We start from the raw sequence: 13,994 nt of genomic DNA, 5'->3' as shown, positions 1-13,994 counted from the left end.
TCCGTCAACTCCTGGTTGTATGCGGCCTGGCTCCAGATCGCATCCAGCACCGGCCGTGCACCCTCGCGCAGCACGGCGTAGGGGTTGATCGCGTGCTCGTTGCTCGAGCCCGCGCGCTGACTGAAGTCATCGACCTGGAAATGGGTCATGGCGAACGTCACCGTGCGGGTGCCGACCCGCAGCGTCAGGGCGCCGGCCGTGGCCAGCACCTGCCCCTCCGCGATCGGTGCCCCCGGCGCCACACCCGCTGCCACGGAGACCAAGTTGGTGTAGACGGTTCGGTAAGCCTTTCCGCCCACGCTGTGCTGGATCTGAATCGTGACCCGGTCCGGCGTCTCGGGCTCGGCCAACACCGACTGCACAACGCCCGCGGCGGCCGCCCGGACCTTCCTGCCCACGCGGAACTCGATATCCCACCCCGGGTGCCCATCCGAGGCGTGGCCGCCGCCGTGCACGCCGAACGGCCACAATCCGTACATGGCCTGGCCCGTGTCCGCGAGCTGGATCGGCAGGACGATGGTGAAGCGCTCGGCGCCCGGGCCCGGCGTCTCTCCCGATGTCTCGGGCGCGATCGGCTCGGCCGCACAGCCGCCGACAAGCAGGAGCGAGAGCAGGGCCGCCCGGCGGCGGCGCTTAACCATGCTGCCTGAAGCACCCGACATTGGACGCCTCCCGCCTTCGGGGCTCGTGCGGCGTTGCGCCGCCGATGCCCAGAGTATCGGCAGGCAGCGGCAAAACCTTACAGATCAGGGATGGCAGAGCCCCGAAAGCGCGGCCGCCGGCCGGGTACGTGGCCCAGACGCGGCAGTCCACCCAGGCCAGGGCGTCATCCAGGATCGGCGCACCGGTTACGGCAGGGTGATACGCCACGCCCTGGTACTTCCGCTCGAGGTCCCAGGCGGCAAAGCGCCGGGCTAGCCGTTCCTGATCCGCCGCGAGGACGTTGACCGCGAAGCTGCCGGCCTGCTGGATGCAGCCGTGGGAGTCCGCGCCGCTCTCGACGCAGACCAGGACCAGCGGCGGCTGAAGCGAGACCGAAGTGAGCGTGTTGGCCGTGAGGCCGCACGGCTCCCCGCCGCCCGGCCGCTGCGCCGTGATAACGGCTACGCCGGTGACCCAGTGGCCGAGAACGCGCCGGAAGTCGGAGGTGTGTCGATGGGCATCGTGGCCTCGCAGGCTGGACGGCGGGAACGGCTTTCAGCTCCCTACACGCTGCGGGACCACAGGGTTTGACTCGCCAACGCGGGGGCATTCGCAGTACTCGAGCTCGACCCCTTCGGTTGCGGGGATCTGAACCGCCCCTTTACCTTAGTGGTCCAAGTCGCAAGTATGGTCGCATTCGGCCACCGATCCGCCAGCGCCGGACATGAGCCACGCCTCGCAGCATCAGGACCCGGAGTTCGGGCGCGCGGCGCGAGCCGCAGCGCGCGCACCGCGCACGCCGCGCTTCAGGGCAGGCGTGCTGCGTCCCCTGATCGGAGCCGGGATTGTAACCTGGACCGCGGCATGCGACAACATAGAGTGGGGCGGCATCGACGTGTCGATCGTACCGCCGCCCAGCCACTCCCCCACCCGGCAACCCGGCACGGAGCCGGGCGAGCGCCTGCCGCAGGGACCTGTCCTGTACTATGTCCGGCCCTCTGATGCACAGAGCACGCTCGTGCCAGTGGCGGAGATCGCGGGAGACTCGCTCCGCCCCCTGCAGGCGACAACCGATTGGGACGTCTACAACACCCGCTTGATTGCCGAGCACCTGCGCGAGGGCAGCGAGTTCGCCATGTACCGGCGGGGGCAGCGGGCGGGCACCTTCATCGCCCGCTCCGCGGCGCTGCCCCCAGCCGGCGCCTGCCCCCGCCTGCCCAGTGCATCGGGCGTCCTCGAGCTGGTGCCCGGGCAGGACGCCGCGCAGGGATTCCTGGCGCTGGCCAAGCAGCACGCACCCGAGCCGCAACGAGCAGCGCCCCCGCTCCAGCCGGATCGGCGCATGCTGCTCCTCGCCCCCATCATGGCGGAGCGCCTGTTCCGGGCCCGCGGTGCGCCGCTGCCGGGAAACTGGGCGCGGGCTACCGCGCAAATCCTTCCCCTCCCCCTGGCCGGCGTCCGTGACCCGGGCCTCAGCGCCACCTTCCTGGTAGGCGACAGCCTCGGCCCCGGCCTGGATGACGCAGGCGCTTCCCTCTTCTTCGTCGCCCTGCCCCGGGAACAGATCGGCTACGACACCGCCTACGTAATGTTCCACGACTACGCCCGCGACGGCAAAGCGGCGCCGCGCGTCATCGATTACCTGGATTGGGATCGCGACGGAAGTATCGAGCTGCTGCTCGAAGTGTATGGCACCACCCATAGCTGGTTCGAGGCCGTGGGCTACTCCGCCGGCGCCTGGCGCCACCTCCTCCACCAGCGCTGCCCCCGTACCGCAGCCGCCACTACCGACACGGCCTCCACGCCACGGACGGCGCGATGATCGCGACGAGTGCGAGCCGAAGCCGAGTAGGAAGACCAGCGCGCTCAGGAGGGCTTGAACCGCGCCCGACCCCCGTCCTAGATTCAGGCGTTCCGTAACAGGCGAAGGAGCACCCCAGGAGCCGCGCTCGCGGCGGAGGGAGCCGCCATGCCCGTCTACCAGTACCACTGCCTGAACTGCGACTCTGATTTCGACCACGTGGAAAGCATGCGCGAGCACGAAGATGCGCACCCCCGCTGCCCCAGATGTGGCGACGAGCGCGTCGAGCAGCGCTTCAGCGCCTTCTTCGCCAAGACCTCGAAGAAGAGCTGAACCCTCGCGACCCCTGTCCTGCGCCGTGTGAGCGCGCGCCCCGACGGCACTGCTCTAGCGGCAAAGTGCAGCCGTCCGCCTGCAATAGCCGGCGCGGATGCATCCCCTGCATCCCCGCAGCCCACGCAGCCCACGCGCCTCTTGCGCACCCGTGGACCGCCCTCTACCTTGCGCCCCGACAACTTGCGACCGGGGCCTCGGAAGTCCGGTGTGAAGCCGGCGCGGCCCCGCCACTGTAAGAGGCCCGGGCAGTTATTCCCGTCCGGACCGGCCCGCTCAATGGCCACTGGGGCGTCGACGCGCCCTGGGAAGGCGAGCGGCGCTGCCTCGAGTCAGGAGACCGGCCCCGATCGCGCCCGAGTAGAAGCCCTTCGAGGGAAGGGGTCGGGACGCGAGCCGGCGCCGGTTTAGTCCGCTGCCCTCCATTGCCCGTCCTTCCCTCCGGAAAGGACGGGATTTTTGTTGCGCGCGGCTCGACTCCTCTGGTTTCCCCTGTTCCTCCTGCTCCCTGCCGGCTGTGCCGAGAGCGGCGGCAAAGCGGAGTCTGCGGCCGCGATCCTGGTCCGGGACGACGCGGGGCGTCTGGTCCGACTCGAGCGCCCCGCCCGGCGCGTCGTCTGCCTGATTCCGTCTGTCACCGAGCTGATCCTGGCGCTGGGCGCGGGCGACCGGCTGGTGGCCCGCACGGACTACGACGATCAGCCGGCGCTTGCCGCGCTGCCCACGGTGGGCGGAGGGCTCACCCCCAATCTGGAATCTCTGGCGGCACTGCGCCCGGAGCTGGTGGTAGGCTGGGTGGACGCGCAGTCCCGCACGGTGATCGATCGGCTGGCGGATCTGGGCATCGCGGTCTACGCCGCGCGCACGGAGACACTGGCGGAGGCGGCGCGCACGACGCGGGGGGTGGGGCAGTTGCTGGGGCTGGCCGCGGAAAGCGAGAAAGTCCTGGGCCGGATCCACGCGGCACTCGACACCGTGCGCGCCGCCGTGGCCGGCCGGCCGGCGCCCTCGGTTCTCTACGTCGTCGGCCTCGAGCCGCTGTTCGTGGCCGGGCCCGGCACGTTCGTGGACGAACTGCTCGAGGCGGCCGGCGGCCGGAACGTTTTCCGCGACGCCGTGGCGCGCTGGCCGCAAGTGAGCCTCGAGGAGGTGGTCCGCCGCCAGCCCGATGCCGTGGTCCTGGCGTTGGCCGAGGCGGGCCCGCAGGTGGGCGGGCGGCTGAAGCGTACCCCCGGGTGGCGTCAGCTCCAGGCGGTCCGGTTGGGGCGCGTCTTTCCCGTGGACCCCGACGTGTTCAACCGGTGGGGGCCCGGGATCCCCGAGGCGGCCCGGCGCCTGGCGCGGCTCCTCCACCCCGAGAGCTTTGCCGCGGAGGCGACGCCGTGACCGCCCGCACCGCGCTGCGCCTGCTGCTCCTCGCGCTGATCGCCTGCGCGGTCCTGCTCCTCAGCATTGCCTCCGGTGCCGCAGGCATCCCACTGGGCGACGTTTTCGACGCGCTGACCGGCGGTGGCGAGCCCACGGCACGGGCCATCGTGCTCGAGCTCCGCCTGCCGCGCGCCGTCCTGGCGGCGCTGGTGGGTGGCTGCCTGGCGCTGAGCGGCGCGGTGTTCCAGGCGCTGCTGCGCAACCCCCTGGCCGAGCCCTACATCCTGGGAGTGGCGGGAGGGGCCGCCGTGGGCGCTGTAGCGGCCCTGCTGCTCGGCTGGGCCGCACGCGCATCCTGGACTCTGCCACTCGCCGCCTTCGCCGGCGCCGTCCTCGCCGCGATCCTCGTCTTCCGCATCACCGCGGGCGCGAGCCGCTCCCTCGATACCCGGGTGCTGCTCCTGGCCGGCGTCATTGTGGGCGCGTTCCTGAACGCCGTGATCCTGCTCCTCCTCACAATGGTCGAGGCGGAGAGCTTCCGCTCGGCTGTCTTCTGGATGATGGGAAGCCTGGCGGGGGCGAGCTGGACGGCGACCGCCGTGCTGGCACTCTACGCCGCGCCGGCCGCGCTCGTCCTGCTGGCGCTGGCGCGCCCGCTCAACCTCCTGGCGCTGGGCGAGGAAACCGCGCTCTACCTGGGGGCGCGCGTCGAGCGCGTCAAGCTCGCCGCCTACCTCGTTGCCTCGCTCCTGGTCGCCGCCAGCGTGGCCGCGTGCGGCGCGATCGGCTTCGTGGGCCTCATTGTGCCGCACGCGCTCCGACTCGTGTGGGGGAGCGACCACCGCTTACTCCTGCCTGCCTCGATCCTCGCCGGCGCCGCGTTCCTGCTGCTCGCGGACACTGCCGCCCGAACCGTTGCCGCCCCCGCCGAGCTGCCTGTGGGCGTCGTGACCGCGCTGGTCGGCGTACCCGTCTTCGCGCTGCTGCTGGTACGGAGGAATGCGTGATACGTCGCGCTACCTACCGCATCCGGCGCCTGGGCCCGCTCCCGCTGCCGATCCCGATCCCGATGCTGATGCTCCAGATCCTCATGCCGGCCACCAGCGCGTACCTGTACCCGTGCCCGCACCCCAGCCCGTTGCTCGCAGGCGTGCGCCAGCACCAGGCCGTCCCGTGACCGATCCCGTTTTCGCCGCCCGCGATCTTCGCTTCCGCTACGCCGGCGCAGCCCGGCCCGCGGTGGCGGGCGTCAGCTTGAGTGTGGCCCCCGGTTCGGTGCAGGCCATCCTGGGCCCCAACGGCTCGGGGAAATCCACGCTGCTGCGCGTGCTGCTGGGCGTGCTCCGGCCGGAGTCGGGCGCGGCCCGCTTCTGGGGGCGGCCCGTGGGGGAGTGGGCGCGCCGCGAGCTGGCCCGACGCATCGGCGTTGTGCCGCAGGTCGAGGAGCTGGTCTTCCCGATCACGGTGCGCGAGCTCGTAGCCATGGGCCGCTATCCGCACCTGGGCCCCTTCCGGTCCGAGGGTGCACCAGACCGGCTCGCCATCGCCCAGGCACTGGAACGTTGCGACGTGCTCGAGCTGGCCGACCGCCCCGTGGCCACGCTCTCGGGCGGCGAGCGCCAGCGGGCGCGTATGGCCCGGGCACTGGCGCAGCAGCCGCGCGCCCTGGTGCTCGACGAGCCGACCGCCGCGCTCGATATCCGCCACGAGATGGAGATCTTCGAACTGCTGGCGGATCTGGCCGCGCGGGAGGGCGTCGCGGTGCTGCTGGCCACACACAACATCAACCTGGCCTCCCGTTATGCGGCCGAGCTACTGCTGCTGGATCGCGGGGCGCCGGCTGCGCAGGGCCCGCCCGCCGCCGTGCTGCGCGAGGGGCTGCTCGAGCGCATCTACGACTGGCCCGTGCGGGTGACGCATCACCCGGGGCCGGGCCGGGACGAGGGTGCGCCGCAGGTCGTGGCGCTGGCGGCGAGTCCGCGTGCCGCACCTGAGGCCTGACAGCAGGTCGCCGTGGCGCTACTCCGCGGCTGATCAACGGCCACATACCCACACAGGAGGTACCCATGAGGACCATGCCTTCCTACCTCGCCGGCTTCGGGCTGCTGGGCACGATCTTCGCCGCACCGCTCGCCGGGCAGGAGCGGGCCGACACGTTCCAACTCGAGGAGCTGGTCGTCACCGCCACTCGCCTGCCCACGCCCCGGGCGGCGGCCGCCGCCTTCGTCACCGTGATTACCGGGGAAGAGCTGCGCGCCCTGGGCATCCAGTACGTGGTGGAAGCATTGCGGCGGGTGACGGGCGCGGCCCTGGTGCAGACGGGGGCCGTTGGGGCGACGACGTCGCTCTTCCTGCGCGGCGGCGAGAGCGATTACGTCCAGGTGCTCATCGACGGCGTGCCGGCCAATGCGCCGGGTGGCGCGTTCGACTTCGCCCACCTCACCACGGACAACATCGAGCGCATCGAGGTGGTGCGCGGCCCGGCCAGCGTGCTGTATGGCTCGGACGCGGTTACGGGGGTCGTTCAGCTCTTTACGCGACGGGGACGCGGCCGGCCGCAGGGCACCCTGGAAGTGCGTCGCGGCTTGGCGGACCGCGTGGGCGCCGGCGTCGACCCACGCTCGGCGGGCACAACCTCGCTCGCCTGGCGGGCAGAGCTTTCCGGCGGCGCGGAACACATGGGCTACAGTGCCGCCCTGGCGCATTACGCGAACGACGGCGCCTACGCGTTCAACAACGAGTACCGCAACACCACGCTCAGCACGCGCGTGCATGCCCGCCCGGACGAGCGGGGCGGCGCGGACCTGGCCCTACGCTACGTTGAGAGCGAGTTCCATTTCCCCACGGATGGCTCGGGCCAGGTCGTGGACCGGAACCAGTTCCAGCTACAGAACGCGCTCTCGCTGAGCCTGGATGCGGGCCGCTTCCTGAGCGATCGCCTCGAGGCCCGCCTGCTGCTCGCCGCCCGCGAAGTCGAGGACAGCTACGACAATCAGCCGGACGATGCGGCGGACGCCCGCGGCTCGTTCCACGGTACGGGCGACCTCGCCCGGCGCAGCGCGGACGCCCGCCTCAACTTCCACTGGACGCCCGGCACCGTGCTGACCGCGGGCGCGGAGCTGGAGCGGCAGCGGGGGCGGTCTTCGAGCGAGTCGCGCGCGCCCTGGGGCGAGTCCAGCGTCTCGGCCGACATCGAGCGGCTGAACCGTGGATTCTACGCCCAGCTCCTCAGTGGCTGGAGGGGCGCGTTCCTGAATCTGGGCGCACGCCTCGAGGCCAATGAAGTGTTCGGCAGCCTGGCCACCTATCGGGCCGGCGCGGCCTTCCGGCGGGCGGGCGGGACGCGGCTGCACGCCGCCGCGGCCACGGGTTTCAAGGAGCCTACGTTTTTCGAGAGTTTCGGCAGCGGCTACGGCGACCGGGGGAATCCCGGGCTCCGGCCAGAACGGTCACGGAGCTGGGAAGTGGGGGTCGAGCAGCCGCTGCTGCGCGGGCGCGTCTCGCTGGCCGCCGTCTACTTCCAGCAACGGTTCCGGGATTTGATCCAGTACACGTTCCAGCCACCCCGCCCGGACGATCCCAACTACTTCAACGTCGCGAGCGCCGCAGCTTCCGGAATCGAGCTCGAGGCGCACGTCACCGGCCCCCACGGCTTCAGCGGCGCGCTCGGCTATGCCTTCCTGGATACGGAAACGCAGGACCCCGGGTTCGATACGGGCAGCAATGCATACTACGCCAGGGGACGGCGCCTGCTCCGGCGCCCCGCTCACACGCTGACGCTGGGCTTGGGCTACCACAGTCCCGCGCATGGCAGGCTGAACCTGACCGCCCAGTACGTCGGCGACCGCGACGACCTCGAGTTCCGCCCCGATTTCACGGTCGAGCGGGTCGAGCTGCCCGCCTACCTCCGGCTGGACGTGGCGGGGGACTACCGCATCCTGCGCGCCCGCGGTCGGGCGCCAGAGCTGACAGCCACGTTGCAGCTAGAGAACCTGCTCGACGAAAGCTACCAGGAGGCCAGGGGCTTTCCTGCGCGCGGACGCACGCTGTACCTGGGCGCGCGCCTGGGCACTACACTGTAGCACCAACGACGCTCCGCCTCAGACCGAGAGTTGTCGCAGTCCAACGGACGTGTGCGTGCACGAGTAGAAGCACGTGCACGTACACCTGGGTGAATCAAGTCGCAGCCGGGTGGCTACGACGGGGATGCTCAAGCTACGTCTGCTCTACGGGGGGCGGCGGTGCGGGCAGCAGATCCAGCACCAGGTGCCCCTCGCGCTCGAAGACCTCGCCGTCTGCTACTTGCAGCGGCTCACGGAAGAGCGGGCCGTCGAAGACGAAGGTGTGGTATTCGCCGCGCTCGCCGGCAGGATCCACGTCCGGCAGCGCCTTGAGCTCCGCCGCCAGGGCGGCGTCCAGCTCCCGGCCCAACCACTCGCCGCGGCCCAGTTCGAGGTTCACGCTGACCACACGCGCGCGGTAGCCCCGGCCGAGCGCCTCGTCCAGCAGTGCGGCGGGGTTCTCCTCCCAGAGCGGCTCCCGGTGCTCGAAGCCGCGTGCCGTGGTCCGCTCCTCGTACCACGCCCGGATGTCCGCCAGATGAATGTTGCCGAAGACGACGCCGTCTACCTCCAACGCTTCCAGCTCGTCCAGCACGCTGGCAAAAACCGCCTCGAAGTCCGCCGGATGCGTGTGCGCCTGGATCAGATCCAATCCCAGCGCATCGGCCTGCGCGCGGATCAACTCGCGGCGCACGCCGTGGAAGCGGACGCGGCCGCTCGAGCCCTCGTAAATGTTAAAAAGGTGCTGCACGCGCAGGCCACCGCGCACTGCCCGGTCCAGTGCCAGCGCCGAATCCTTCCCGCCGCTCCAGCTCACTGCGTAAATCACGCGAGCCAGTATAGCACGCCCGGGAACCTGCTGCAGCCGCCCCACGAGAATGTCATCCACCGCGCCGCTCCCGCTCCCCATCTTTCGCTGGCCCCGGCGGGCAGCGGCTGAAGAGTGTGAGCGGGAGCGGGAAGCGCGGCGGGTGCGCATGCGTATACGCATGCGCGAAGCGGGCGTCTGCTCAGGATCCGCTGGCCGCCGTCACTGTGAACGCGGAAGTCACGGAGGCAGCCGAGGCAACCGTTACCGAGGTCGGCGTCGTCGGGTTCGTGGTGAACGATACGCCTGCCGGCGCCACGAACTCGAGCGTGTACTGCCCCGGGAACAGGAACTTGAACGTCGCCTCGAAAACGCCGTCCGCATTGGCGTCCGTCAACGCCAGCGCCTCGCTGCTCCCCTCACTGCTAGTGAGCCGCGCCTTGAAGTTGGCCAGGGTGACCGCGCTTCCGCCTACGCTCGGGAGTGTGACGCCGGCCCCCAGCCGGAGCGTTGCCGTGGCGCTGCCGCTCACCTGCAGCTCCGTGGCCTTGAGCACCGGGTTCATCACCCAGCGGCGGGACTGGCCCGCCTGCCTGCCGAAGCTCTGCGCCACATCGAAGTCCACGAGCAGGATTTTCTGCTCACCCGTCACCTGCACCGACCCGCCCGGCAGGATGACCTTGAGCCCGCTCTGCGCCAGACTCGGCATCTGCAGCTCGCCCTCGACCTTGGCTCCCGCGGGCAGACCCTTGTAACCGGGCGAAGAGGCGAAGATGCTCGTGCTGCCGTCCGCATTCTCGACCTCGAGGAACGCACCCGTGAGGATGAAGCGGAGCTGGGCATAGGTGCCGGCGGAGATGGTTGCCCCGTCCACCAGCGTCCTGGTGTCATTGGCCAGGGTGATCAGGTTGGTGGTCGTCTCCGTCTGCGTCAGGAAGATGCGCCCAGTATCACTGCCCTGGCCCTGCAGGTAGATCCCGGCAATCGTGACCACCGCCGCCTTGACGTCGCCGGGTGCGTCCGTCAGGAGAATGGACATCCTCCCGGTCTGGGCGCCCATATTGTCTCCGTCATCGCACGCCGCCAGGGGGAGAGAGAGGGCTAGGGCAAGCACGGCGTACTCCGCAACCCGACGCGTCATACTGAACCTCCGCTGAGGTGGATTCACACTCGGGTGGGCGGGGCGTCAGTCAACTCTTGTGCCGCCCACTCCAGGGTCGCGCGAATCGGCGCGCCCTCTCTTAGACGAGGGAACGCCGCGACGCGTCACAATTACCCCCTCACCCGCCGGCTTCTTCCGTACGCAGCCGCCGATAACTCTGGTAGCGGGCAGCGGAGACGCGGCCGGCCTGGACGGCTTCGCGCAGGGCGCAACGCGGCTCGTGGATATGGGTGCAGGAGCCGCCGAAGCGGCACTCGCCCAGGTAGGCGCGGAACTCGGGGAAGAAATGGTCCAGCTCGGCGGTGGGCACGCCCCAGAGCCCCAGCTCGCGCAGGCCTGGCGTGTCGGCAACGTAGCCGCCGCAGCCCAGTGGGAGCAGCTCGGCACTTACCGTGGTGTGCCGGCCCTTGTGCACTGCGGCGCTCACCTCGGCGGTGCGCAGCCGCAGCCCCGGCTCGATCGCGTTGAGCAGGCTGGATTTCCCCGCGCCGGACGGACCGGCCAATACACTGGTCTGGCCACACAAGTTTTCGTGCAGTGCGTCCAGCCCGCGCCGCTCGACGACGCTCGTGTAGAGGACGCGGTAGCCCGCGCCCTCGTAGTCCTCGAGCAGGGCTCGCGCGGCGGCGGCCGGGAGGAGGTCAGTCTTGTTCAGGACAATGACTGAGGGAAGGCCGCTCGACTCGGCGAGCACCAGGAACCGATCGAGCATGCGCAGCTTCGGCTCCGGCTTGGCGGCGGCCAGGACCACCACCACCTGATCGATGTTGGCGGCAACGATTTTCGCCCGCCTCGCCCCTTTGCCTGGGGCGCGGCGGGCGAGCTCACTGCATCGCTCCGCGACCTGTTCGATGGTGAAACTGCCGTCCGGGTGGCGTTCGACCGCTACCCGGTCGCCGGCTACGACCCGGTCGCCGGTGCGCTGCTCGAGCTTGAGCCGCCCGCGCAGCGCGGCTGCGGCCACGCCGCCATCTTCCAGCTCGACCTCGTAGACGCCGCCGCCGGCCCGCCGCACCCTACCCCATTGCCAGCCCCGGTGGTTGCGCGCGCGTTCGCGCCCACCGCCGTGCCGGCGCGTCATCAGGCGGCAAAGCTCTCGAGCGCGGGGCCCAACTCCCCTTCGCGGAGCCGCTTCAGCGCGCGGTCGCGCAACTGTCTCACGCGCTCCCGCGTGACGCCCAGCATGTTGCCGATCTCCTCGAGGGTGTGCTCATGCCCGCCCTCCAGCCCGAAGTACAGGCGCACCACCCGCGCGTCGCGGGGCGTAAGCAGGTCCAGCGCCCGCTCGATCTGCTCGGCCAGCAGCCGCTCCTCGACCGCCTCCTCGGGCTCGTGCGCCTCTTCGACAATGAAGCGCTCGACCAGCTTGCTGTCGTCCGTGTCGCCAATCGGTGCATCCAGCCGGATCTCGGCCGCGTTCAGCGTCTGGAGCTGCTCGACCACTTCCGGCGTCAGCCTGGCTGCCTCCGCGACCTCCTCGGTGCTGGGGTCCCGCCGCAATTCCTGCTTGAGCCGCTCCCGCTCGCGAAAGATGCGGGCCAGGTCACTCGCCCGGTTCAGCGGCACGCGGACCGCCCGCCCCTGGTTGGCCAGCGAGGAGAGGATCGCCTGACGGATCCACCAGACGGCGTAGGAAATGAACTTGACGCCCTGGTCCGGGTCGAACTTGCGGGCCGCGGTCACCAGCCCGACGTTCCCCTCCTGGATCAGGTCGATGAGCGAGACGCCGCGGTTCTGATACTTTTTTGCCACACTGATCACGAAGCGCAGGTTCGCGCGCACCAGCTTCTGCACCGCATCCTCATCCCCGGCGCGGGCGCGGTGACCCAGCTCGATCTCCTGCTCCGGCGTGATCAGTTGGTGGCGGCTGACGTCCCGCAGGTACTGATCGAGGGCAGTCGTCTCCTCCCTGGACGGCTGGAAATCGTCCAGCAACGGCCGGGCCGAACGACGCCGGCGCCGCTTCCGAGTCTCTGCCCCAGTTGCCATCAATCCGTCTGCTCCACTCGACCCGACAGCCCCCGGTTCTCCACCGCCGTGTCCCGCGCCCAGCGCGGGATACAAAGAGTCTGCCAACCATAGGTCCGTGTGCGCCCGTACCGTCTGCAGCTTTCGCCGCCCATTTAACACCGCGCCGTTAATCGAGTTCCCGGCCTTCGTGCTCGAGCCGCCACAGCTTGTCCTCGGGCGGCATGGATTCCTGCACCGGCGCGATCTCCGCCGCCGGCGGCGGTGCCGGCGCCGACATGGATTCCGCCTCAGGGCTACCCCGCCGGCAGCCGGCTCCCCCTGCCAGCAGCACCCACCCGAGGATCAGCGGTTTCCGCAGCATGGCTCGGGCTACCGGTGGGCAATCGGCGTGCCGCACCTTGCTGCACGCCGCAGCCACGCCTAGCCTTCCGCCATGCACTGGAATGCCGCAGCTGTTACCGACACGGGCCGCCGGCGGCCCGGCAACGAGGACGCGTACCTGCTCCGGCCGGAAGTCGGCCTCTTTGCCGTGGCCGACGGAATGGGCGGCCACGCCGCGGGTGAGGTGGCCAGCGGCATGGCCGTCGAGGCGCTCGAGCGGGAGTGGCTTGAGACGGCGGCGGGACCGGCCAGATCGGCAGAAGCCGCACAGCGCGCGCTGCTGGGCGGCGTCCAGGCCGCGAACCGCGAGATCCTGTCACGCGCGGCCGCAGAGTCCGAGAAGGCGGGCATGGGCACGACCCTGACCGCGCTGGCGTTGCTGCCGGCCGAGCCCCACGCCCTGATCGCACACGTGGGCGACTCGCGCGCCTACCGCTTCCTGCGGCTGGGGGATGCCCGGCCATCCAAACTGACGCAGCTCACCAGTGACCACACCTGGGTGCAGGAACAGGTGCAGGCGGGCATCCTGACGCCAGCCCAGGCGCGACGCCACCCCTACTCCAGCCTCCTGACCCGCGCGCTGGGAATCGAGCCGGAAGTCGAGGTGGATCAGCTTCGAATCGACATCGCCCCCGGCGACCTCTTCCTGCTGTGCTCCGATGGCCTGACGGGCATGATCGAGGATCGGGAACTGCTCCCCTTCCTCGAGCGAGATCGGCCGCTCGAGGAACGCGCGCGGCAGCTCGTGGACGAAGCTAACCTGCGCGGTGGGCCGGACAACGTCACCGTCCTGCTCATCCGCGTGACGGCGGATTCAGGTTAGAGCAGGGGCGTGGGATCCTGCAGCCGCTGCTCCAGTTGCTGGGTGGGCAGCACAGCCAATCGCGCGAGCGTGGCCGGCTCGACCTCGCGACGTCCAGCGAAGGTGAACAGCCGCAGCACGCGCGCAGTGTCGTAAAGCTCGTCCGCCATGCGAGGCAGGCCAATCAGTCCCGCCCGGCCACCCGGCCCCAGCCGCAGCACCTCGCCGGTTCGTCGCTCGACCAGCAGGTCCAGCCCGAACATCGCACGTTTCTCTGGATAATCCAGCAGCACCGCGCCCGGTCCGAGCCCCAGCTCCTGGGCCAGCCGCTCCTCCACGCGCCGCTTGAGCGCGGAGTCCGTCACCAGCCACTCACCGATGCGGCGCGCCCCCAGCTCCGCCGCTACCAGCTCTGCCGCCCGCTTCGGCAGCCTGCGCGCCCGCAGCGCTGCTACCCACCGCCCCACCCGCTCCGCCGCGCCCCCGACCGGCACCCCCGGCGCGGCGACCGCCTCCCCCACCGCGTCCCCCGGCCCTGCGTCGGCGGCGGCGGGGGAGGGCCGGGCAGCGGCCCGCCCTTCCAGCAGCACCAGCAACGCCTCGTCGGTCTGTCCCAGCAGCTCTTCCGGCTCGAGCAGCCCCGCGCCCAGCGCATCCGCAACAAT

The 13,994-nt window shown here is 70.6% G+C and carries 16 protein-coding genes and 1 riboswitch; of the genes, 8 read left to right on the top strand and 8 right to left on the bottom strand.

The features are described from left to right. Positions 1-641 (bottom strand): M23 family metallopeptidase (locus HY703_13835; protein MBI4546272.1); only part of this gene is annotated, 641 nt, incomplete at its 3' end. Next, positions 634-1,176: a flavin reductase family protein gene (locus tag HY703_13830; GenBank protein ID MBI4546271.1), complete on the bottom strand. Its 543-nt coding sequence runs from the start codon at positions 1,174-1,176 to the stop codon at positions 634-636. The genes HY703_13830 and HY703_13835, both read right to left, overlap by 8 nt. A 190-nt stretch (positions 1,177-1,366) precedes the next feature. On the opposite strand from HY703_13830, the gene HY703_13825 reads away from it, so the two are divergent. The 7 genes from HY703_13825 (at position 1,367) to HY703_13795 (ending at position 8,226) form a co-directional block, all read left to right on the top strand. Beyond that, positions 1,367-2,464, top strand: coding sequence for a hypothetical protein (locus HY703_13825; protein ID MBI4546270.1), 1,098 nt, complete (start codon positions 1,367-1,369; stop codon positions 2,462-2,464). Positions 2,465-2,611: 147 nt separating this feature from the next. Beyond that, the gene (locus HY703_13820; GenBank protein MBI4546269.1) at positions 2,612-2,776 is read left to right on the top strand and encodes a zinc ribbon domain-containing protein; all 165 of its coding nucleotides are present in this window, start codon (positions 2,612-2,614) and stop codon (positions 2,774-2,776) included. A 199-nt stretch (positions 2,777-2,975) separates the two neighbouring features. Next, positions 2,976-3,117: riboswitch (cobalamin riboswitch) on the top strand. A 121-nt stretch (positions 3,118-3,238) separates the two neighbouring features. Continuing rightward, complete coding sequence (locus tag HY703_13815) at positions 3,239-4,162, top strand: ABC transporter substrate-binding protein (GenBank protein MBI4546268.1); 924 nt, start codon at positions 3,239-3,241, stop codon at positions 4,160-4,162. Further along, positions 4,159-5,151: an iron ABC transporter permease gene (locus HY703_13810; protein MBI4546267.1), complete on the top strand. Its 993-nt coding sequence runs from the start codon at positions 4,159-4,161 to the stop codon at positions 5,149-5,151. Before HY703_13815 ends, HY703_13810 begins: the two co-directional genes overlap by 4 nt. Then, the gene (locus tag HY703_13805) at positions 5,148-5,321 is read left to right on the top strand and encodes a hypothetical protein (protein MBI4546266.1); all 174 of its coding nucleotides are present in this window, start codon (positions 5,148-5,150) and stop codon (positions 5,319-5,321) included. Before HY703_13810 ends, HY703_13805 begins: the two co-directional genes overlap by 4 nt. Beyond that, positions 5,318-6,145: an ABC transporter ATP-binding protein gene (locus HY703_13800; protein ID MBI4546265.1), complete on the top strand. Its 828-nt coding sequence runs from the start codon at positions 5,318-5,320 to the stop codon at positions 6,143-6,145. The genes HY703_13805 and HY703_13800 overlap by 4 nt, the downstream gene beginning before the upstream one ends. A gap of 65 nt (positions 6,146-6,210) precedes the next feature. Further along, positions 6,211-8,226, top strand: coding sequence for a TonB-dependent receptor (locus HY703_13795; protein ID MBI4546264.1), 2,016 nt, complete (start codon positions 6,211-6,213; stop codon positions 8,224-8,226). Between the two features lie 133 nt (positions 8,227-8,359). Here HY703_13795 and HY703_13790 read toward each other — a convergent pair whose 3' ends face one another. From HY703_13790 to HY703_13770, 5 genes are all read right to left on the bottom strand, one after another. Continuing rightward, entirely contained in the window at positions 8,360-9,094 is a 735-nt protein-coding gene (locus tag HY703_13790; protein MBI4546263.1) for a diphthine--ammonia ligase, read from the bottom strand. A 121-nt stretch (positions 9,095-9,215) separates the two neighbouring features. Then, positions 9,216-10,154: a DUF4382 domain-containing protein gene (locus HY703_13785; GenBank protein MBI4546262.1), complete on the bottom strand. Its 939-nt coding sequence runs from the start codon at positions 10,152-10,154 to the stop codon at positions 9,216-9,218. 139 nt (positions 10,155-10,293) lie between these two features. Beyond that, positions 10,294-11,256: a ribosome small subunit-dependent GTPase A gene (rsgA, locus tag HY703_13780; GenBank protein ID MBI4546261.1), complete on the bottom strand. Its 963-nt coding sequence runs from the start codon at positions 11,254-11,256 to the stop codon at positions 10,294-10,296. Continuing rightward, entirely contained in the window at positions 11,256-12,164 is a 909-nt protein-coding gene (locus tag HY703_13775; protein MBI4546260.1) for an RNA polymerase sigma factor RpoD/SigA, read from the bottom strand. Before HY703_13775 ends, rsgA begins: the two co-directional genes overlap by 1 nt. A 148-nt stretch (positions 12,165-12,312) precedes the next feature. Continuing rightward, positions 12,313-12,507: a hypothetical protein gene (locus HY703_13770; GenBank protein MBI4546259.1), complete on the bottom strand. Its 195-nt coding sequence runs from the start codon at positions 12,505-12,507 to the stop codon at positions 12,313-12,315. 72 nt (positions 12,508-12,579) lie between these two features. Between HY703_13770 and HY703_13765 the strand changes: the two genes are divergently transcribed. Next, positions 12,580-13,350 (top strand): Stp1/IreP family PP2C-type Ser/Thr phosphatase, encoded by a 771-nt coding sequence (locus HY703_13765; protein ID MBI4546258.1) that lies wholly within the window; start codon positions 12,580-12,582, stop codon positions 13,348-13,350. Here HY703_13765 and HY703_13760 read toward each other — a convergent pair. After that, positions 13,347-13,994, bottom strand: a 648-nt coding sequence (locus HY703_13760) for a hypothetical protein (protein ID MBI4546257.1), incomplete at its 5' end; no start/stop codon positions are given. The two genes, HY703_13765 and HY703_13760, sit on opposite strands and share 4 nt — an antisense overlap.

The organism is Gemmatimonadota bacterium (genome assembly GCA_016209965.1).
Taxonomy (GTDB): Bacteria; Gemmatimonadota; Gemmatimonadetes; order Longimicrobiales; family RSA9; genus JACQVE01.
The sequence above is the reverse complement of the archived record's forward strand: the minus strand, read 5'-3'. Positions and strand labels throughout refer to the sequence as shown.

Coding starts and splice junctions, on each gene's coding strand:
- HY703_13795 (MBI4546264.1), top strand. CDS start 6,211: ATGAGGACCATGCCTTCCTACCTCGCCGGCTTCGGGCTGCTGGGCACG.
- HY703_13820 (MBI4546269.1), top strand. CDS start 2,612: ATGCCCGTCTACCAGTACCACTGCCTGAACTGCGACTCTGATTTCGAC.
- HY703_13770 (MBI4546259.1), bottom strand. CDS start 12,507: ATGCTGCGGAAACCGCTGATCCTCGGGTGGGTGCTGCTGGCAGGGGGA.
- HY703_13775 (MBI4546260.1), bottom strand. CDS start 12,164: ATGGCAACTGGGGCAGAGACTCGGAAGCGGCGCCGGCGTCGTTCGGCC.
- HY703_13785 (MBI4546262.1), bottom strand. CDS start 10,154: ATGACGCGTCGGGTTGCGGAGTACGCCGTGCTTGCCCTAGCCCTCTCT.
- HY703_13825 (MBI4546270.1), top strand. CDS start 1,367: ATGAGCCACGCCTCGCAGCATCAGGACCCGGAGTTCGGGCGCGCGGCG.
- HY703_13765 (MBI4546258.1), top strand. CDS start 12,580: ATGCACTGGAATGCCGCAGCTGTTACCGACACGGGCCGCCGGCGGCCC.
- rsgA (MBI4546261.1), bottom strand. CDS start 11,256: ATGACGCGCCGGCACGGCGGTGGGCGCGAACGCGCGCGCAACCACCGG.